We start from the raw sequence: 19886 nt of genomic DNA, 5'->3' as shown, positions 1-19886 counted from the left end.
CATACGACCCGCGATAAATACAAAAGGATAAGAGAGGTAGATTCTCACTCTACCTCAATCGAGCTTTACCCTGTATGTGCCTCATCGCTTTTTAAGATAAATAATGTAATTTCTGAAGGGTAGCCCAACCGTAAGGCGAAGCCATTCCATAGCCCCGTTCCGTTACTGACATAGAGGTGGCGGTTATTTAGCGTATAGAGCCCTGACGAGAACCCTTGGTTGGCCCGTTTGACTAGTGTTGCTAAGCCGTACACCATCCCGCCATGGGTATGGCCGGAAAGCTGCAAAGCAACGCCGGCGGCCAGGTTTTGACGGGCATTTTCAGGGCGATGATCAAGCAGAATAATCGGTGATTGTCGATCGACGCCCGCTAAAGCCTGTTCCAAGTTAGGGCCTGCTTGGCCGTAACGCAACGCTGCTTCATCGGTAACGCCCGCAATATAGAGCCGACGCCCTTCTTTTTCGATCGTCACCGAACGGTTAATCAACTCATGAAATCCCAACTGCTGCATACGCTGCATCCATTCGGGGTAGCCTGAATAGTATTCGTGGTTACCGGGAATAGCAAAACACCCCTGTTTCGCCTCTAACGCGGCAAGGGGAGCGACATCGTTAAAACGCTTCTCGATACTACCGTCCGCGACATCCCCAGTGAAAAGGACCACATCTGCTTGCAACTGATTGGTGCGGTCGACCACTTTTTTCATCCAGCGTCCGGTAAACAGGGTACTGGCATGCAAATCGGTCAGCTGGACAACACGATACCCTTCAAAGGCTTTAGGTAAATTTTGTAGCGTCAAGGTCACGGTTTTAACGCGAGGGACCTTAACCGCTTGGTAGGTGGCGTAACCTGCGGTAACGAGCGAAATGCATAACAAGACATAACGGGTGGTTTGATGAGTCGGCCAGGCTCCTCGTAAAGCAAATTGAACTGCACTGACGATGTCGCACAGGATCAGCAACAGCGTAAAGGCAATCAAGGATCCGAATAAAAAGTTAATGGCGACCATCACCCCATGGGGGAATTCCGGCGCGAAACGATTACCAAACACAAATTTATAAACAAGATGGCACTCTGCCACGAGCACAACAGCAATGAAAAAGAGCAGCCGAAGTATGAGAGGAAGAGGGAGTGGCAAGATAAATCGCCCACCAATGTACAGTGCGGGTAAAAGTGTTATCCAAGCAAACACAGAGCCTCCAGGATAAATAGTATCGATTCACTTACTGTAGCACTGCGCCAAGGCGATGTAAGCAAAGGATAAAGAATAAAAAAAGTTAACCCTTATATCAAATGATATTGGTAATAATTATCATTATAATATAGATTCGTATTCAATAAAATAAAGGCCGTTAATACTAGTTATTTGTCACCTTTTGCGAATTGCCGCACCTTTAGGAATACACAGCTCTATGCGTAAACTCTCTCAGACTGTAATGCTCATACCTACTCGTCCTTGCTTATCTGTTTTGGCGCTTAGCCTCAGTAGTCTTTACTGCTATACGGCGGCAGCCGACAACCTTCCACTCGCGGGTCAAACCAAACAGCGCGATACGTTAGTGGTGACCGGTGCGACGCCGAAAATTGAGGCCAATAACAAAGTGGTCGTCAGTGCCCAGCAGATGCAAAAAAATGGTTCTAACGATTTTGGTACGCTCATGCGCTATCAACCCTTGGTCAGTGCGACGGGGAGCAGCGGTGGGTCAGGAAGTGGAAAAAGTGGCTTTGATCGCAGCGGATATACCGGCTACAACATCCGTGGTTTAGAAAATAACCGTGTGGGGATTGATGTCGATGGGGTATCGATGCCACAAGCGACTGGACGGCCTTATGCTGGGCGAACGGGGGTGAATAGCTTTGGTATTGGCCGTGACTACATTGATCCTTATCTTTTAAGCCAGATGGATATTGAAGCTGGAGCGACTGCTGTGTCGCAGCCGAATACCGCGATGGGTGGGCTAGTGGCCTTCCACTCAAAGTCTGCTGATGATTACTTATCTCCCTCGCGCCAACACTATTTCGGCTACCAAACTGATTACGACTCGGCAAATCGTGCTTGGCATAATGGAATCACCGCCGCGGCAGGCGATGACGCTTTGCGAGGCATTTTTGTTTATAGCCGACGTGACGGGCAAGAGACGAGGACTCAAGGCAAGAATCAAGCTTGGCCAGAAAATTGGCATTCTGATGCCTTTGCTGCCAGCACTATTTGGCAGCCAAACGATGAACATAAACTGACGACCAGTGGAAATTACTACCAAAAAAGTAGCCATACCCACTTTGATACGTGGGACTCATCAGGAAAGGACGTTATAGGGACCAGCCAACAGTCGAGCCAGACGCGTCGCTTTGGTGTCGCCTTACAAGATGAGTATACGCCGCTGAATCAGTGGGTGGACCAGTTAACTAGCCGTATTTATTGGCAGAAGACACAAGCGCACGATAATACTTTCGGTCCGAGTGACATGTTAATGCCGACCCGAACGCTGTCTGATTTTAATACCAATAAATTTGGTTTTTCGTCGGAACTGGCAAAAACGATTGGGCGTCATGATATTCGTGCTGGCTTAAATGGTGAGATGACACGGACTGAACGACCCTTTTCTCAATCTCCGGCACCCCTGGTGTATTTCCGTGTGATGCAACCGCAAGCGGACAGCCAAACGACCACACTCGGCGGTTTCATTGAGGATAAAATCAATGGTGACTGGCAGGGACATCATGTGGCGATCACCCCCGGTATCCGTGCTACCTACATGAAAAATAAGCCCCGTAATCTTGGCAGCTTAGCGGCTGGAAGCAGCGTATTGACCGAAGAGAGTGTTTCGACGCTCTATAGTCGCCAAAGTGATACACAACTCTTACCGTCGCTGGGCCTTGAATACTCGCTGACGCCGCAATTATTAACCTACATTCGTTACCAACGGGGGGCGCAATTCCCAGAAGCGAGCCAGCTTTACGGTTCATGGAATTTAGGCTCAAGCTATGCCGGTACGCAACAATATGCCTTGATTGGCAACAACTCCCTTAAGACCGAGACCAGTAATGACTTGGAGTGGGGCATAAAGGGGCAAGCCCTACCGGGAATCGATATCCAGGGGTCGATGTTCTATAACGATTACGATAATTTTATCGCCTATAACCGTTATACACGCAGCGGCTCACCGAGCAAATTTACCCATGTACCGTCCAATATTTATACCGTTTTCCAAGCAGAAAATCGTGATAAGGCCTTTATTTATGGTGGTGAGCTGACGACTAAAATTCATTATGGAGAATGGTTCCCTACGGTGAGTGGCTTAAGCACAAGTTTTGCTCTGGGGTACACCAAAGGAATGTCTAAATCTTCACTGCAAGGCGATAAATATATCGATGTAGACAGTGTTGCACCAATGAAAGCGGTAATAGGTGTCGCCTGGGATGATCCGGCGCAACGCTATGGTGCGGCAGTCACGGCGACTTTTGTGAAGGGGAAACAGGCGAAACAAACCACCCGTGATACGACGACGAACGATCGTGCGACAGAGAGTGATAACAGTAAATATCTGCGTATCCCTGGCTATGGCATGGTGGATATGACGGCTTACTGGCGAGTCACACCAACGGTGAAACTGAGTGGTGGTGTTTATAACCTGACCAACCGTAAATATTGGGATTATTTGAGTAGCCGTGATTTAACGACCGATAATGCCCAGCATCAAGCGGATATCGCGCTAGCGACTATGCCGGGAAGAACCTTCCAACTTGGCTTAAATATTGATTTCTAATTTTCAGCCCCGGTTCGCTGGGGCGTTATCGAGGACGTAACCGATGAATAAACAGTATCTTGATTATTTAGCGTTAAAAACGGAACACCCGCACCTGTATGTCCGTGATCTCGCGGCAATGATGGCGATCAGTGAAGCTGAATTAACCTTGATTCGTTGCGGTCACGATGCACTATCGTTACAACCCAAATTTGAAGCTCTACTTAACGGATTAGCTGTGGTTGGCGAGATCAAAAGTTTGGTTCGTAACGATTACGCGGTACATGAGCACATTGGACGTTACGAGAACGTGCACTTTGGCCAACATGCTGGCTTAGTATTAAACCCACGAGCCCTTGATCAACGTTTCTTCCCCAAGCAATGGCATAGCGTTTTTGCCTTAACGGAGCTGAGTGCTTCGGGTGAACGTAAAAGCCTGCAAATCTTCGATGTTCAAGGCGAAGCGGTCGTTAAAATTTATGTCACAGCACAAACAGACAGTATCGCGTGGCAAGCACTGATCGATCAGTGGCAGCAAGCGACACCTTCCAGCCTCGCATTACAGCCGCCATCTGCGGTCAAGCAAACCGGTAGCAGTGACCCACAAACAGTGGAGCAAGAGTGGCGAGCGATGACCGACGTGCACCAATTTTTCCAATTACTGCGTCGTCATCAGCTTACCCGTCAACAAGCCTTCACGCTGGTCAGCGATGAGCTCGCACACCAAGTCAGTAACGAGAGCATTGCACTATTACTTGAGCGCGTACAGCAGCAGCAAAACGAGATCATGATTTTTGTCGGGAATCGTGGCTGCACACAAATATTTACTGGCCGCTTAGCGAAAGTGACAGAGATGAAAGGCTGGCTCAATATCTTTAACGATAATTTTACCTTGCATCTCCAAGATAGGAAAATCGCTGAAACCTGGATCACCCGTAAGCCTACCGCCGACGGTCACGTCACCAGCCTAGAGCTGTTTGCCGAAGATGGCACGCAAATCGCCCAACTCTATGGACAACGTACGGAAGGGCAGCTGGAACAAAGCCTCTGGCGTCAACAGCTTGAGGAATTAGCCGGAGAACTCTGCTAATGAAATTCGCCGTATTGTTACTCTGCTTATCCACGCTGCCTGTGACGGCTGCACAACGGTTAGTCTCTATAGGCGGCGATGTGACCGAGATTATTTATGCGCTGGGCAGTGGCGACCAATTGGTGGGGCGTGACACAACCAGTCAGCGTCCTGATGCGAGCCTTAAGCTTCCCGATATTGGATATATGCGCCAGTTAAACAATGAAGGAATATTGGCGCTCAAGCCTACTTTGGTACTGACCAATGCACAGGCACAACCTTCTCAGGTCTTCCAGCAAATCGAAAAAGTCGGCGTAAAAGTGGTGACTGTCCCTGCGCAGCCACAGCTCTCGATGATTAGGGTAAAGGTCAGCACGCTCGCACAAGCGTTAGGTAAAACCGCTCAAGCGCAGCCTATATTGCAGCGATTAGCACAACAGGTAAGCGCGCTTAATCAAGCGTCCACCGGGATCAGTCATAAGGCGCTTTATATTATGGCCAATCACGGTATGCAAAGCTTGATTGCAGGCAAAGAGACTGCCGCTGATGTCGCCTTACGTAGCGCTGGACTGACCAATGTGATGGGGCAGGTGGCACACTATCAGCCGATGTCGCAAGAAGGTGTGATCGCCGCAGCGCCTGAGGTCGTCGTCATAGACCAGCACTCGCTCCAGCAGATGGGGGGAGCGAGTCAGCTATGGAAGCTACCCGGTTTAGCCTTAACTCCTGCAGGCAAAGCCCATCGTGTCGTGGTGATCGACCAAATGGCCCTGTTAGGTTTTGGGATCGACACCCCACAGGCTATCCTCAAACTTCGTCAAGATGTGGCAGGCAGCTATGCGCGTCAGCCTTAGCCGCCAGACTAGGCTGCTACTGTTTATCGCCTTACTGGTTATCAGTGCTATTGCGGCGACTCAGCTAGGGGCGATGAAACTCTCGTTGACGGAAATTTGGCAGCAGCCGCTCGACAGTATTGTGTGGCAAGTGTGGTTAACGATTCGTGTTCCTCGGGTTCTGCTGGCACTACTGATTGGCGCCGCGCTAGCAGTATCCGGAACCATTATGCAGGGGCTTTTTCGTAACCCTCTTGCCGATCCTGGGCTATTGGGCATTAGCAGTGGTGCAGGCCTTATGGTGGCTTTGGCTTTACTCCTGCCGCTGCAATTACCGCTCTTCGCCAGTTTATGGTTGCCGGTGATTGCGGCCTTTATCGGTAGCTTATTAGTGACGGCGTTAATCTTTCAATTAAACAAGGTCAGCCAAGGACAGCTATCACGGTTATTGCTTTTAGGGATCGCGATCAATGCACTCTCTGGATCGCTGATCGGCGAACTGTCGTGGCTGAGTAATGATCAACAGCTACGCCAGCTTTCACTCTGGGGCATGGGATCCTTGGCTCAAGCCCAATGGCCAGTGGTTGGGCTTTGTGCGATCATCATCCTTCCCACCTCTGTTTTACTTTTGCGCTCTGCACGTGCGCTAAACCTCTTACAATTGGGTGAAGAGGATGCCTTTTACAGCGGGTTAGATGTGTTACGCACTCAGCAGTGTTTATTAATCGGTAACGCCTTATTGGTCGGAACCGCCGTCTCTTTCACCGGTATAATTGGTTTTATCGGTTTAGTGATCCCGCATCTGGTGAGAATGATGTTTGGCAGCGATCATCGCTGGTTATTGCCTGGGGCGATAATTGTCGGTGCGTTACTGTTACTCCTGTCAGATACCTTGGCACGAACCCTAGTCCAACCTGCCGAAATGCCCGTAGGCTTGCTGACCAGTTTGCTGGGCGCACCGTGGTTTTTTATGTTGATCCTTAAACGCTTACAGGCCAGTTATGCTTAAAACGCTTACCGCTAGGCAACTCGAACTGCGAATCGGATCGCAGACCTTAATTAACCCCCTAGATCTCGATCTTAAACTTGGCGAATTTGTCACCATAATGGGCCCGAATGGCGCAGGAAAGTCGACGCTATTACGCTTATTAACGGGTTTTCTCGGTGCAACAAATGGAGAGTGTTTGTTGGCTGGCAAGCCGTATGCACATTGGGACAGACGGCAACTCGCTGGGCAACGAGCCGTTATGCGCCAACATAATCAGTTAGCCTTTGCTATGTCGGCTGAAGAGGTGATCTTGTTGGGGATCAGTCAGTACGCTATCCGACGACAACGTACGATCTTGGATCAAGTCGTGTCGCTGATCGGTTGCCAAGCGCTCCGTGATCGTTATTACGCAACCCTGTCAGGTGGGGAGCAGCAGCAAATTCAGTTGGCGCGGGTATTGGCACAATTATGGAAAGATAAGGAACCGGAGGGGTGGTTATTTCTTGATGAGCCAACCTCGGCTTTAGATCTCTATCACCAACAACATTTGTTGCGTTTACTTCATCGATTAACGCGAGGCGGAAAGCTAATGGTCTGCGCGATACTGCATGATGTCAATTTGGCGGCAACCTGGTCAGACAGGATTGTGGTCATGCAGCAGGGGACATTGGTGGCTGACGGTTCGGTACAGCAGGTACTTACCGAATCGCAATTAACCGCTTGGTATCAGGCTGAATTAAGCGTCATTCAGCCTGCCTCGTCTTCCCATCCAATCGTTTTATTGAATAAGTAATGACTTAATCATTAAATTGCAGCTCATGGTACTCCCCCTCGTCAGGGATATGGCGTCGAGGTACAGCCGCGCTCGATTCTTCAGGAAAAGGGCGTTGACGGGTGGCAAACAGCGTCTCATAAAGATCGTAATCATAATCGCTCATAGGTAAACCTCTTCAATATGCCGATGACTCCCGCTAGCTTGCCGCACAAAGATGACAGATTAATGACGTAAAACCGTTTTTACGGTCTGCGACCTCATAATAGAGGTTGGCAGACCGAGCCACTCACTTTAACAAAGCGGATAACCAAAGGTCTGCGCAGCAAGAGTCAGCTTACCGCTGAGTACTGGCGTGAGCGCATCGGTGGCTTGGTAGATCTCGTATTCTTCTCCGGCAATCGACCAGTACTGTTGTGCACTCTGCCATTGCGCCACCACGCGCGGCTCAATACGTAAACTGATACGTTGTGCCTCGTCCGGTGCCAAGGTGATTTTACGAAAGGCCACTAAGCGCGAAGGATAACGTCCTGATGTTGGGCGCAGATAGAGCTGTACCACGTCACTGCCACTTCGTTCACCACAGTTGGTTAAAGTTAGGCTAGCGGTTATTTCGCCTGAGGTCTGGCAAAGCTGCAAATCCTCATAGCTAAATTGCGTATAAGAAAGGCCAAAACCAAAGGGAAACAATGGCTTATAGCGTTGACGTTCATACCAGCGATAGCCAACATCCGCCCCCTCGACGTCGTAATCGATCGTAAAGATCTCACCTTTTACTTTAACGCCGGGTAAAGAGGTTGTGGTGCTGGGATCGATTTGATCAGGATGAGGCAATTGTTGTTCGCTGGCCGGGAAGGTGATCGGTAAGCGTCCTGCAGGGTTTACTCGACCAAATAATACACCGGCAATGGCTTCCCCACCCCCCGAACCGGGATACCACGCTTCCAGTAGAGCGGGTACTTTATCAAGCCAAGGCAAGGTCACTGCTCCCCCGGTTTCTAGCACTACCACTACTTTTGGGTGGGCGGCGGATAAGGTCTCAATTAACTGGTTTTGGTGATCATCAAGATCCAAGCCTTGGGCATCGAGTGCTTCCGAACGCCACTCCTCGGCGAAAATAATCACAGCATCACTGCCTTGGGCGGTATCGAGTGCCTCTTCGATCGATACTCCCGATACATAATCAACCTGTTTAGCCAGTGAATTACGGCGAATAGCCGCCAAGGGTGAGCTGGGGTGATAGACTTTGGGGGTTTGTATCCCCATAAAATCGACGCCTTCTTGCTGTAAGCTGCCTTGTGGAGTCACCGCCGATGAGCCACCTCCCGCTAACACGCCTTTATCGGCATGGGCGCCTATTACCGTAATGCGGGTTAGCTCGGGCGGCAGGGGGAGAATATTTTGTTGGTTTTTCAGTAAGACGATGCCTTGTTCCGCTGCACGTTGGGCGATCAATTGATGCCAACTATAGTCGAGGTTATTACCGCGTTGAGCGGGATGTTGGATGGCTCCGCAGGCAAATAGGCTACGGAGGATCCGCTTGATCATCTGATCAATCTGCGCCGGGACGATCTCGCCTTGCGTAATGGCATCGCGTAGAGGTTGATCGAACCACACACATTCATCGAGATTCGCACCCGATTGGACATCCAACCCAGCCAGTACAGCTTTCGTCGCGGAGTGTGTCGCTCCCCAATCAGACATCACCCATCCCGGATACTGCCAATCACCTTTTAACACCTGCGATAACAGAAAATGATTTTCAGAGGCCCAATCGCCATTAACCAGATTATACCCTGGCATAACTGCGCCGGGTTTACCGATATCGATGGCCAGTTCAAAGGCTAAGAGATCAGATTCACGTAGTGCGGACTCACTTATTCTTGAGTCAGCAACCACTCTCCCGGTTTCTTGGGCATTGACTGCGAAGTGTTTAACGGTCGACACCACATGTTGAGATTGAATACCGCGCACACTGTGCCCCGCTATCACGCCAGTCAGCAGAGGATCTTCGGAAATATATTCGAAGTTACGTCCACCGCGAGGCTCGCGAATAAGGTTAGCTCCACCGGCAAGTTGAACATTGAATCCTTTGTTAAAAGCCTCGCGCCCAAGCATCTCCCCCGTGGCTTCTGCCAGTTCTGGATCGAAAGAAGCCCCTAACGCTAAGCTACTAGCAAGAGCGGTAGCGTGATCACCAGAACGAATTCCCCCCAATGCACTGACCCCTAAACTGGCATCACTCTGTTGTAAGGCTGGGATCCCCAGGCGAGGAATAGCCGGATAGTAAGCGGCTGATCCTATTGCCTCTGGCGGCAGTTTATCGTCTTTTTTTAACGGAATGGCCATCGGCCCAGAGAGCCAAGCAAACTTTTCATCAGTAGTCATTGCGGCGACAACCGCTGCAGCTTGTTGATCGGCATTTAAGCCAGGTTTTTGCCATGGGAAAGACATAACATAAGCTCCTAAGCGTAAGAGTAAGTCCTTTTAGCCTAGTCGCCTATGTCATAAGAGAGGAGGTATCCGTGCGCTTAAATTTGAAAATCGTAACCGAGTTCTGAAGGTTCAGTGATACCGCGTGCCATCTGCTTTAATTCGTCTTCAGACAGATTCGGGTTACAGAGCGTCATAAATTGCCACAAATAGTCCCGCTGCAATTGTCCCTGCTTCACCCCTAACCACACGGTATTACTATTAAACAGGTGACGGGCGTCCAAAGAGATCAACTCAGGATCGTCGTGATCGGCTGCTGTCTCGGCAATGATACCGATCCCCATCCCGAGGCGAACATAGGTTTTGACCACATCAGAATCTTGAGCACTGAGTACGACATTGGGCAGCAATGAGACGGTTTGAAAGGCTTCATCTATCACGGAGCGCCCGGTCATCCCCGCGCGATAAGTCACAAGCGGCCACTGCGCTAACTGCTCTAGGCTGAGTTTATCCTCCTGCGCTAAAGGGTGGTCATGCGGAACTAAAATACGGTGGTTCCATTTGAACCACGGAAAAGTGGTTAACTTTCCATTATGAGCTAAGCCCTCGGAAGCAATACCGATATCCGCTTCACCGGAAATTACCTGATCGCGGATCTCTTCCGGCGTCGCTTGATTAAGAACGACTTGAATATGCGGATAGCGACTACGAAACTGCTTTAATATGGAGGGTAAGGAGTAACGTGCTTGGGTATGGGTGGTCGCAATAGTCAATATTCCGGCTTCTTGTGCGGTAAATAATTGGCCTAAACGCTTGGCTTTCGCCGACTCGTCTAATATCCGTTGAGCGATCACTAACATCTCTTTTCCCGGACCGGTAAGACCGAGCATACGCTTACCGTGACGAATAAATAATTCGACCCCTAATTCGTCCTCTAATTCACGAATATGACGGCTAATCCCGGATTGGGAAGTAAAAAGGGTTTTTGCTACCTCGGTGAGATTACACTGGCAACGGGCTGCTTCACGGATAATTTTAAGTTGCTGGAAATTCATAAGGCATACTCTTTATGCATTTAATGACTCCCACAGTAGTGAATTGGTCTTCATTACATAAATAATTAAAACGAAAACGTTATATCACAAAGATATAACGGCGATAATTATCGGAAAATAGCCGTCCTACATCGGTTAATTGCAGCCAATAAATAAAAATCAGCATAAAACGCTGTTAACTCGAAATATATTCTTAGCAAATTAATGGTAATCGTTAGCATAGTTTGTGTTATTAATCAGAAAGTATGCGTTAAATAGGAGAAACCATGATCGATAAGACAACGGCTGAACATTATCAGTGGGGTGATAAGTGCGATGGCTGGTATTTACTTCAACGCCAAGACTTATTAATTATTCATGAGAAAATGCCTGCTGGTACCGCAGAACGCCGTCACTACCACCAACAATCACGGCAATTTTTCTTTGTATTAACCGGTGAACTGATAGTGGAATTAGCAGGAGATAAACATCGGTTACAGGCTCAGCAAGGCCTAGAAATTCCGCCTACTGTTGCCCATCAAGCACTCAATGCTTCTCAGGAAGCGGTGGAATTTTTAGTCATTTCCCACCCCAGCACGCGGGGAGACCGACAGGATTTACCTATCTCGACCTCATAGAGGAATGTTATATTTACGTCACGAATCAGCGATTAGCGAAATATATGATTTTTAATGCCTAATTAATTATTTCCAACAATTTCTCTTTTCTTTTAGAACTAAGGCATGGTGATTAATAAAGAGAAGCCCTATGCCTTTTCGTCTGAGTATTCTGGATAAGTGCCCGCGACAGCCGGAGGAAACTAGCCAGCAAGCGTTACAAAATAGCTTAGCGCTTGCCCGTTTAGCTGAACAAGCGGGTTTTTATCGTTACTGGATTGCAGAGCATCACAATACCCCTGCGCTGGCTAGCCCGTCGCCGGAAATTGTACTGGCGTGGTTAGCTGCTCAGACAAAGACCCTGCGTCTGGGGGCCGGTGGCGTAATGTTACAGCGCTATAGTCCTTATAAAGTGGCTGAAAATTTCCATCTATTGGCAGCGATAGCCCCAGGCCGTATTGATCTCGGGGTGGGAGGACGAGCAAGAAGGGGTGACGCATTCACAGATTAACCCTCCCGGAATCACCTACCCATAAATAATTTCTCTCGGCAGGTCACTCCACGCTAAGCTATAGTTTCAGCGTCTCTGTTCGGGAGTTAAGTCATGTTACGTGTGGGATTATTGTTGCTTGGGATCTTGGGGGGAGTACTTCCGATCTATGCCGCCCCAATTCCTTTTCAATTAACCGATAGCAGCTATGTATTGCTGCGTTGGAATATGATTGGTAAATCCGATTACCATGCACGGATCACTGGGCTTCGCGGGGATATCGTGGTAGACCCAGAGCAAGATATGGCAGACCGGCTACGAATCGATATGCCTATCGCAAATCTTGATGCTCACCACCGCGTGCTGACCTGGGCCTTAAAGAGCCATCAATTTTTTGATCAAGCTCAATACCCTAATGTGACCTTTACCAGCAGTCGTATTGTCGACGTGGGCGAGGGGCGTTATCGGGTATTAGGGTCTCTAAAAATCAAAGAGATGACTCGGCCAGTGATGCTCTATGGTAAGCGGAGCGACGATTCACGTTTACTCCCGAGTGGAGGATATTTACGACTTTCTGGTACGATCACTCTATCGCGCCAAGCCTTTGGTATGGGACAATACCCTGCGCTGGTCGCGGACCCTATCCAAGTTGATATTGTCCTCGTCGCGACGACACCTTAATCTTGGATACATTTGCTTTCATTATTTAACGCAATATTTCGGTGACATTCTCTGCTTTCTGCGGTCAAACTCTTTACCGAGGCCATACGTTGCCAAGAAATGTGGAGTTTCTGGCGTAGAGGCTTCTTTTATTGAAGGCTTTATGAAAAAAACTGGGCAATTTCAGCTTAAAATTTTACATCCACGCTATTGGCTCACCTGGTTCGGACTTGGTGTGCTGTGGCTACTCGTGCAACTCCCTTATCCAATTTTGATTCGATTAGGGGCGAAGGCCGGTAAAATTTCACGTCGTGTATTAAAAAGACGTGAGTCGATTACTCGGCGTAACGTTCAACTGTGTTTTCCCAATATCCAAGAGCAAGAATTGGAAGTGCTCATTGCCAAAAACTTTGAATCTCTGGGGATGGCCCTGGTCGAGACAGGCATCGCATGGTTTTGGTCAGATAAACGGGTACGTAAACTTTACTCCGTCTCTGGGCTAAATAATCTGCAACAAGCGCAGCAAGAGCAGCGTGGTGTCATGGTGATTGGTGTGCATTTTATGTCGCTAGAGCTAGGAGGTCGGATTACTGGGCTTTGTCAGCCGATGATGGCAATGTACCGGCCGCATAATAACCAAGCGATGGAATGGGCGCAGACCAAAGGGCGTATGCGTTCGAACAAAGCGATGATCGACCGCCGCGACCTGCGCGGGATGGTCCATGCGTTGAAACAAGGCGAAGCGGTATGGTTTGCCCCAGACCAAGATTACGGCCCCAAAGGCAGTGTTTTTGCGCCACTGTTTGCGGTCGATAAGGTCGCGACAACCAATGGTACCTTCGTGTTATCGCGATTGGCCAAGCCTTCAATGCTGACTATTGTTTTGATCCGCAATACCAATAAAAGTGGTTATCAATTAATTATTCAACCGCCACTACAAAATTATCCTTATGAAGATTCGCAAGCCGCGGCGAGCTATATGAATAAGGTGATTGAAACCGAGATACTCCGCGCACCAGAGCAATACCTTTGGTTGCACCGTCGGTTTAAAACCCGTCCACCGGGTGAAGTGTCACTCTACAGTTAATCAGAAAAAGCGCCGTCAAGGCGCTTTTTTTATACTGGGGAACTTGGCCTCGTCTATAGTTAATCCATTATAAATTAACGGGGAATACCCATGGAAATTACGCAGTGTGGGCCGGACGAGTGGGCTGATTTGGTCGATATTTTTTCCGAAATGGAACGTTATCACCATCCGCAAGCCGTTATCGCCGCGGAGCAAATGGCTAAGTACTTAAAAGATAGGGTATTCCCTGCCCATTCTGGCACTGAAATTTATAAAGGTATGAGTGAAGGGCGTATCATTGCCTTTGCCTGCGTAACGATACTCTATCCTGTTCCTCGTTACAGTGGGCAGATGTTTATTAAAGAGCTATTCGTCTCAGAGAACTATCGACGTAAAGGTTTTGGCCATCAAATGATGGGCTTTATCGCACAGCGTGCTCAAGAGAAGTCCTGTAGCCGATTAGATTGGTTATCAGTGCGTGAAGATAGCGCAGCGCAAAGCTTTTATGCATCCCTCGGAGCAAAGGTGGTTGAAGAGGTCAATTATCATCGCCTTGATCAACACTTTTTAGCGCAATTAGCCACCGGTTCTAAGCAAGAATAGCCGGTTAGTCAAAGGCCTAACAGGTTTTGAGCACAAACTATTTTTTATTGGCAAGATAGAGGGTGAGAAATCTCTGTGTAAGCGCAAAGTCCTGACCAAGAGATCAGGACTTTATCGGTCATCTGAAACCTGCTTTCGCAGGTTTTTACTTATCAGCCTAACCTTTACTGCTTACGTAATTTGGGATCGAGCGCGTCGCGCAAGCCATCACCTAATAAATTAAAGGCCAGTACGGTGAGAAAGATGGCAAGAATAGGAAACAGGGCGACATGCGGTGCCATCACCATATCGGAACGTGCCTCATTGAGCATTGCGCCCCATTCAGGTGTGGGCGGTTGAGCGCCTAATCCGATAAATGAGAGACTGGCAGCCGAGATAATCGATACCCCAATACGTAGTGTAAAAAAGACAACAATCGAGGAGAAGGTGCCCGGCAGAATATGCTTGAGTAAAATATGAGTATCTGAGGCCCCAATACTGCGTGCCGACTCCACCCAGGTGAGTTGTTTCAGCACCAAGGTATTGCCACGAACCAGTCGTGCAAACGCCGGAATACTGAAAATCGCGACGGCAATCACGACGTTTGACATACCCGGTCCCATCAGTGCGACCACCGCAATCGCTAACAGGATCCCCGGGAAAGCGAACAGCACATCGCAAATACGCATAATGCACCTATCTGCCCACCCCTCGTAATACCCTGCAATTAAGCCTAGTACTGTCCCAATAACAGATCCCAGTGCAACGGAAAAAACCCCAGCCAATAAGGAAATACGCGTTCCTAACATAACACGGCTAAAGATATCTCGCCCTAACGCATCCACGCCAAACCAGTGCATCAGGCTTGGGCCTTGGTCTATACGGTCATAATCAAAGTAATTTTCTGCATCAAAAGGCGTAAGCCAAGGTGCAAAAATCGCGATAATAAAGAGAACGATCACAAACAGCGCGGCAATAACCGCCACGGGTTGCTGACGAAAGCGCAGCCAAAACTCGCGCAAGGGCGGTTGCGGGGCTGTCGGATCAAGGGGTGGAAGGGATTTCATAGCCGCTTCGCGGCGCCAATGTTTCATGACCTTTCCTCAGCGGTAGCGGATGGTGGGGTTAACCACAGCATAGAGGATATCGACGACTAAATTGATCACGATAAACTCACAGGAAAACAGCAGGACCAATGCCTGAATAACGGGATAATCCCGGTTTTCGACGGAATCGATCAATAAACGGCCCAGCCCTGGCCAGTTAAACACCACTTCAACCACAATCGCGCCGCCTAATAGTAGGCCAAACTGGAGTCCCATCATGGTAATGACCGGAATAAGCGCGTTACGTAGGCCATGTTTAAAGATCACGCGACTTGGGCTTAAGCCCTTCGCGCGAGCCGTGCGCATATAGTCTTCACCCAATACGTCAATAAACGAAGCACGGGTAAAACGTGCCATCACCGAGGCAACTGACGCGCCGAGGGTAAGAGACGGCAAAATATAGTTGCGCCAGCTATCGGCTCCGACCGTCGGTAGCCATCCGAGTTGTACGGAGAAAATCTGCATGAGTAGAATACCTAAAGCAAAGGCGGGGAACGAAATACCCGACACGGCGATCAGCATCCCCAATTTATCCGGCCAACGGTTACGCCATACCGCGGAAGCGACACCGATTAATAAGCCAAATAGGCATGACCATGCCATGCTACAGAGGGTTAACAGTAGCGTTGGCGTAAAGCGACTGGCGATCTCTTCACTTACCGGTCGCTGTGATGACATCGATTGACCAAAATCGCCATGCAGTAATCGAACGATATAGTGCCAGAACTGTTGCGGCAGGGGTAAATCTAGACCAAGTTGATGGCGAACCATGGCCACAACAGTGCCGTCAGCATTAGGCCCCGCTAACAGGCGAGCCGGATCGCCGGGTAACAGGTGGACAAATAGAAAAACGAGAATGGCGACAATCAATAACGTCGGCAGCATCCCTAGCAAGCGTTTAAGAAAATAATTGAGCATGCGTATTCTCGGGTTGTGGGCAGGGGGTTACCTGCCCAATACAATCACTTCAGATCAGCATTATCAAAATCAAAACCGGTATCTGGCATGACATTGAAATGGGTGAGGGCCTTATTATTGGCGGAGACTAACTTTTCGACTACCAGCGGGATCCAAGGTTGGTCATGCCAAATCTTATCTTGCGCATCTTTATAGAAGGCATTTTTCTTGGCCGCATCGGTGGCATTTAATGCATCGGCTAAATCTTTATCCACCTGAGGATTACTGTAAAAAGCGGTATTAAAGATTGCCGGTGGCCATGAGCTGGTCGCAAACAGCGGTGTTAAGGCCCAGTTAGCCTCGCCAGTTGAGGCGGTCCAACCGGTGTAGAACATCCGCACTCCACTCTCTTTCTGGCCTTTGTCTTCGACTTGTGCGGCACGTTGTCCTGCATCCATCGCCGTTACTTGGGCCTTAATCCCCACCAGTGCGAGCTGTTGCTGTGTGAACTGTAAAACCTTCTGCGCCGTAGAGTGGTTGTGTGACGACCATAAAGTTGTTAGGAAACCTTGTGGGTAACCAGCCTCTTTTAATAATTGACGCGCTTTGGCCGGATCATAAGGAATAGCCGGGTAGTGTTGGGCATCAGCAATAGCGGGCGGTACAATGCCGGTAGCAGGGGTAGCATAACCCGCAAACGCAACCTTAGCTAAGGCTTCACGATTGATCGCATAGTTAAGTGCTTCACGGACTTTTGGATTATCAAAAGGTTTTTGTGTCACGTTTAGACTAATGTAACGCTGCATAATGGATGGCCAGCTCACCACATCCAACTTACTGTTCGCCTTTAAGCGGGGGGCTTGCTCATAAGGAATTGGGTAAGCAAAATCCGCTTCCCCTGTCTGCAACATTGCCGCTCGGGTATTGTTATCAGCAACAGGACGCCAAACGATACTGTCTAACTTAGGTAATCCTTTTTGCCAATAATTGGGCCATTTCTTCACCGTCATCGCATCGGTCTGGTTCCAGCTGATAAATTGATAAGGGCCGGTTCCGACCGGATGAAAGCCAATTTGCTTACCATATTTCTGTAAAGCGGTGGGCGAGATCATCACAGCAGAGGGGTGAGCTAGGGTGTTAATAAAGGCTGAGAACGGTTTTTTCAGGGTGATTTTCACCGTGAGCGGACTCACTACCTCTGTCTTGGCGATATCGTTAAATAAATTATAACGTTTTAAGTGGCTATCCGGGTTGCTGGCGCGATCAAGGTTAACCTTAACTGCCTGTGCATTAAAAGGGGTGCCATCTTGGAAAGTCACATTCGGACGTAATGTTAGCGTATAGGTCAGGCCATCTGTACTCACGTGGTAGCTTTCTGCGAGCACAGGCTTAATCTTCATCGCTTCATCGAAGCCATAGAGTCCTTGATAGAATGATTTAGCGACGCTTTGGGAAAGGGTGTCATTGGCATCATAAGGATCGAGCGTGGTGAAATTAGATCCGACCGCGACGACGATATTTTTTGCGGCGAAGCTCGATACACTGAGTAGACTTGCGGTCATTCCTACCGCAATAAGCCAAGGGCGTTGGCGTGTGGTCATAATAAAGTGTCTCCTGTCTGCAATGAAGGGGATGCCGTATGGGCCGGCGATAAAGGTGAGGTCGACGCGTTTGTCGCAACATAATGCCCAGGGGCCACTTCATTGAGGGTTACGCGTTCGGGGCCTTTTCCTAAGGGATAGATGGCACTGGGAATCTCTTCAACGGCTGAAGAGAGGGGGGGTCGCTGACTTCTCGGATCCGCAACCGGTACTGCCTTAAGTAGTTTTTGAGTATAAGGGTGTTGAGGCGTGGCGAAGACAGCAGCACGTGGCCCCATCTCCACGATTTGTCCTTGATACATAACAGCCACCCGGTGACTGATACGCTCGACAACCGCCATATCATGGGAAATAAATAAGAAAGCCAATCCCTGCTCCCGCTGTAAATCGAGCAGTAGATTAATAATTTGTGCCTGCACAGAGACATCTAATGCCGAAACCGACTCGTCGGCGACAATTACTTTGGGATTAGAAGCCAGTGCGCGAGCAATACAGATACGTTGACGCTGCCCACCCGAGAATTGATGCGGATAACGCAAGGCATGCTCTGCCGATAAGCCGACTTTTTCCAGCAGTTGATGTACCCGCTGTTGTGCTTGCGCAGGTGAGGCCAGTTTATGCACTAACAGCGGCTCCATAACTGAGTAGCCGACCGTTTTACGTGGGTCGAGCGATGCATACGGGTCTTGGAAAATAAACTGGATTTGCTGGCGTAATCGGTTGAGTGCCGAGCCAGTTAGTTGATCGATACGTTGCCCATCAAAGGTGATTGCCCCCTGTTGGCTCGTCACTAATTGAAGAAGCGCCCGACCAGTGGTCGATTTACCGCAGCCAGACTCGCCAACTAACGCCAGAGTTTCTCCTGCACGCAAGTCAAAGTTGAGATGTTCTACCGCATGCACTTCATTGACGACGCGATTAAGGAGGCCGCCACGTAGCGGAAAGCGGGTCACTAGATCCCTGACTTGTAATAGCGGGGGAGAGTGCCTATCGACCGTGTCGTGAGTGCTCGCAGGGGGATTCTCTGTTGTGAGTAAAGAAAATTTTTGTGGTTGATCGTAGGGTTGCATATCCCCTAGACGCGGTACCGCCGCGAGTAATTGCCGAGTATAGGGATGCTGTGGCGCGTAGAAAAGCGTATCGACTGCAGCGGTCTCCAGCGATTGACCTTGACGTAACACGGTGACCTCATCAGCCATTTCGGCTACCACGCCCATATCATGGGTGATAAAGAGCACGCCAGTATCCAGATCTCGCTGTAATTCACGGATCAGCGTTAATATTTGTGCCTGTAAGGTGACATCAAGTGCCGTGGTTGGCTCATCGGCAATCAGTAGTGCCGGGCGACAGCTGAGGGCCATTGCAATCATCACTCGCTGACGCATTCCCCCGGACATCTGATGCGGGTAGCGGCTAAGTACCTGTTTAGCCGCCGGAATTCTCACGCGTTCTAACAGTTGTAGACTTTGTTTAAGCGCTTCGGTTTTGGAGAGGGGTTGATGCTGACGTACTGATTCGGCTAACTGCTGACCAACGGTAAAGACAGGATTGAGTGAGGTCATCGGCTCTTGAAATATCATGGCAACTTCTGCGCCACGCACCCCTTGCCATTGGGACTCCGTAAGCTGACCCAGCTCTATGTGCTGGCCCGCTCGGTTACGTAACAGACGCTGGCCCTCGACCACCGCTTCTTTGGGTAATAGGCCCATCAACGCCAGAGAACTGACGGATTTGCCTGACCCCGACTCACCGACTAGGGCGAGGGTTTTTCCTCGGTAGACCGATAAATTCAGGTTATCTACCACGGATTGTAGCCTTCCCTGTTGAGGGAAACGAATGGTCAGATTTTCCACTTGTAGGATGGGCTGAGACTGATGAGCTTGTTGATCCGTTTCCGACACCCTTAACTCTCCCTTTTATGACTGCACTAAAAACGGCAACGTTAGTGATGAAAGTGTGCCACTCACCGCGCGTAAATCGAATAACGCCTT

General features: G+C 49.3%; 17 protein-coding genes and 1 pseudogene. 10 read left to right on the top strand and 8 right to left on the bottom strand.

The features are described 5' to 3' along the window. Positions 1-65: 65 nt before the first annotated feature. A complete protein-coding gene (locus HH682_RS15840) occupies positions 66-1193 on the bottom strand; it encodes a metallophosphoesterase (protein WP_214237602.1) in 1128 nt (375 codons plus the stop codon). 244 nt (positions 1194-1437) lie between these two features. On the opposite strand from HH682_RS15840, the gene HH682_RS11010 reads away from it, so the two are divergent. Genes HH682_RS11010 through HH682_RS10990 form a run of 5 tightly spaced genes read left to right on the top strand, consistent with a single transcriptional unit; the run spans position 1438 to position 7430 of the window. Beyond that, the gene (locus tag HH682_RS11010) at positions 1438-3768 is read left to right on the top strand and encodes a TonB-dependent receptor domain-containing protein (protein ID WP_214237640.1); all 2331 of its coding nucleotides are present in this window, start codon (positions 1438-1440) and stop codon (positions 3766-3768) included. Between the two features lie 43 nt (positions 3769-3811). Then, on the top strand, positions 3812-4837 hold the full coding sequence (locus HH682_RS11005; RefSeq protein ID WP_214237601.1) for a hemin-degrading factor: 1026 nt from the start codon (positions 3812-3814) through the stop codon (positions 4835-4837). After that, on the top strand, positions 4837-5670 hold the full coding sequence (locus HH682_RS11000) for a heme/hemin ABC transporter substrate-binding protein (RefSeq protein WP_214237600.1): 834 nt from the start codon (positions 4837-4839) through the stop codon (positions 5668-5670). The genes HH682_RS11005 and HH682_RS11000 overlap by 1 nt, the downstream gene beginning before the upstream one ends. Next, positions 5654-6658 carry a FecCD family ABC transporter permease gene (locus HH682_RS10995; protein WP_214237599.1) on the top strand — a complete coding sequence of 335 codons (1005 nt, stop codon included), beginning with the start codon at positions 5654-5656 and terminating at the stop codon, positions 6656-6658. The genes HH682_RS11000 and HH682_RS10995 overlap by 17 nt, the downstream gene beginning before the upstream one ends. Further along, entirely contained in the window at positions 6651-7430 is a 780-nt protein-coding gene (locus tag HH682_RS10990) for a heme ABC transporter ATP-binding protein (protein WP_214237598.1), read from the top strand. Before HH682_RS10995 ends, HH682_RS10990 begins: the two co-directional genes overlap by 8 nt. Before the next feature lie 4 nt (positions 7431-7434). Here the strand turns inward: HH682_RS10990 and HH682_RS10985 are convergent, their stop codons facing one another. From HH682_RS10985 to HH682_RS10975, 3 genes are all read right to left on the bottom strand, one after another. Beyond that, the gene (locus tag HH682_RS10985) at positions 7435-7575 is read right to left on the bottom strand and encodes a hypothetical protein (protein ID WP_214237597.1); all 141 of its coding nucleotides are present in this window, start codon (positions 7573-7575) and stop codon (positions 7435-7437) included. Positions 7576-7703: 128 nt separating this feature from the next. Then, entirely contained in the window at positions 7704-9863 is a 2160-nt protein-coding gene (locus HH682_RS10980; protein ID WP_214237596.1) for a beta-glucosidase family protein, read from the bottom strand. Positions 9864-9940: 77 nt separating this feature from the next. After that, the gene (locus tag HH682_RS10975) at positions 9941-10897 is read right to left on the bottom strand and encodes a LysR substrate-binding domain-containing protein (RefSeq protein ID WP_214237595.1); all 957 of its coding nucleotides are present in this window, start codon (positions 10895-10897) and stop codon (positions 9941-9943) included. 266 nt (positions 10898-11163) lie between these two features. Between HH682_RS10975 and HH682_RS10970 the strand changes: the two genes are divergently transcribed. The 5 genes and pseudogenes from HH682_RS10970 (at position 11164) to HH682_RS10950 (ending at position 14312) form a co-directional block, all read left to right on the top strand. Next, a complete protein-coding gene (locus HH682_RS10970; RefSeq protein ID WP_214237594.1) occupies positions 11164-11514 on the top strand; it encodes a cupin domain-containing protein in 351 nt (116 codons plus the stop codon). Between the two features lie 130 nt (positions 11515-11644). Beyond that, a pseudogene (locus HH682_RS10965) lies at positions 11645-11968 on the top strand (MsnO8 family LLM class oxidoreductase); the annotation flags it as partial. A 129-nt stretch (positions 11969-12097) separates the two neighbouring features. Further along, complete coding sequence (locus HH682_RS10960; RefSeq protein ID WP_214237592.1) at positions 12098-12664, top strand: YceI family protein; 567 nt, start codon at positions 12098-12100, stop codon at positions 12662-12664. Between the two features lie 142 nt (positions 12665-12806). After that, positions 12807-13730, top strand: a complete 924-nt coding sequence (gene lpxP, locus HH682_RS10955) for a kdo(2)-lipid IV(A) palmitoleoyltransferase (RefSeq protein WP_214237591.1) — start codon at positions 12807-12809, stop codon at positions 13728-13730. A gap of 90 nt (positions 13731-13820) precedes the next feature. After that, positions 13821-14312, top strand: a complete 492-nt coding sequence (locus HH682_RS10950; RefSeq protein WP_214237590.1) for a GNAT family N-acetyltransferase — start codon at positions 13821-13823, stop codon at positions 14310-14312. A 164-nt stretch (positions 14313-14476) separates the two neighbouring features. Here HH682_RS10950 and gsiD read toward each other — a convergent pair whose 3' ends face one another. Genes gsiD through HH682_RS10930 form a run of 4 tightly spaced genes read right to left on the bottom strand, consistent with a single transcriptional unit; the run spans position 14477 to position 19796 of the window. Beyond that, positions 14477-15385 (bottom strand): glutathione ABC transporter permease GsiD, encoded by a 909-nt coding sequence (gsiD, locus tag HH682_RS10945; protein WP_214237589.1) that lies wholly within the window; start codon positions 15383-15385, stop codon positions 14477-14479. A gap of 9 nt (positions 15386-15394) precedes the next feature. Then, complete coding sequence (gene gsiC, locus HH682_RS10940; protein ID WP_214237588.1) at positions 15395-16315, bottom strand: glutathione ABC transporter permease GsiC; 921 nt, start codon at positions 16313-16315, stop codon at positions 15395-15397. 44 nt (positions 16316-16359) lie between these two features. Then, positions 16360-17895, bottom strand: a complete 1536-nt coding sequence (gene gsiB / locus HH682_RS10935) for a glutathione ABC transporter substrate-binding protein GsiB (protein ID WP_214237587.1) — start codon at positions 17893-17895, stop codon at positions 16360-16362. Further along, entirely contained in the window at positions 17892-19796 is a 1905-nt protein-coding gene (locus HH682_RS10930; protein WP_214237586.1) for a dipeptide ABC transporter ATP-binding protein, read from the bottom strand. Before HH682_RS10930 ends, gsiB begins: the two co-directional genes overlap by 4 nt. Positions 19797-19886 lie beyond the last annotated feature (90 nt).

Origin of the sequence: Rosenbergiella gaditana (assembly GCF_018494065.1) — a bacterium.
GTDB lineage: Bacteria > Pseudomonadota > Gammaproteobacteria > Enterobacterales > Enterobacteriaceae > Rosenbergiella > Rosenbergiella gaditana.
Note: the sequence above shows the minus strand (reverse complement) of the source record. Positions and strands in the feature narration are given on the sequence as shown.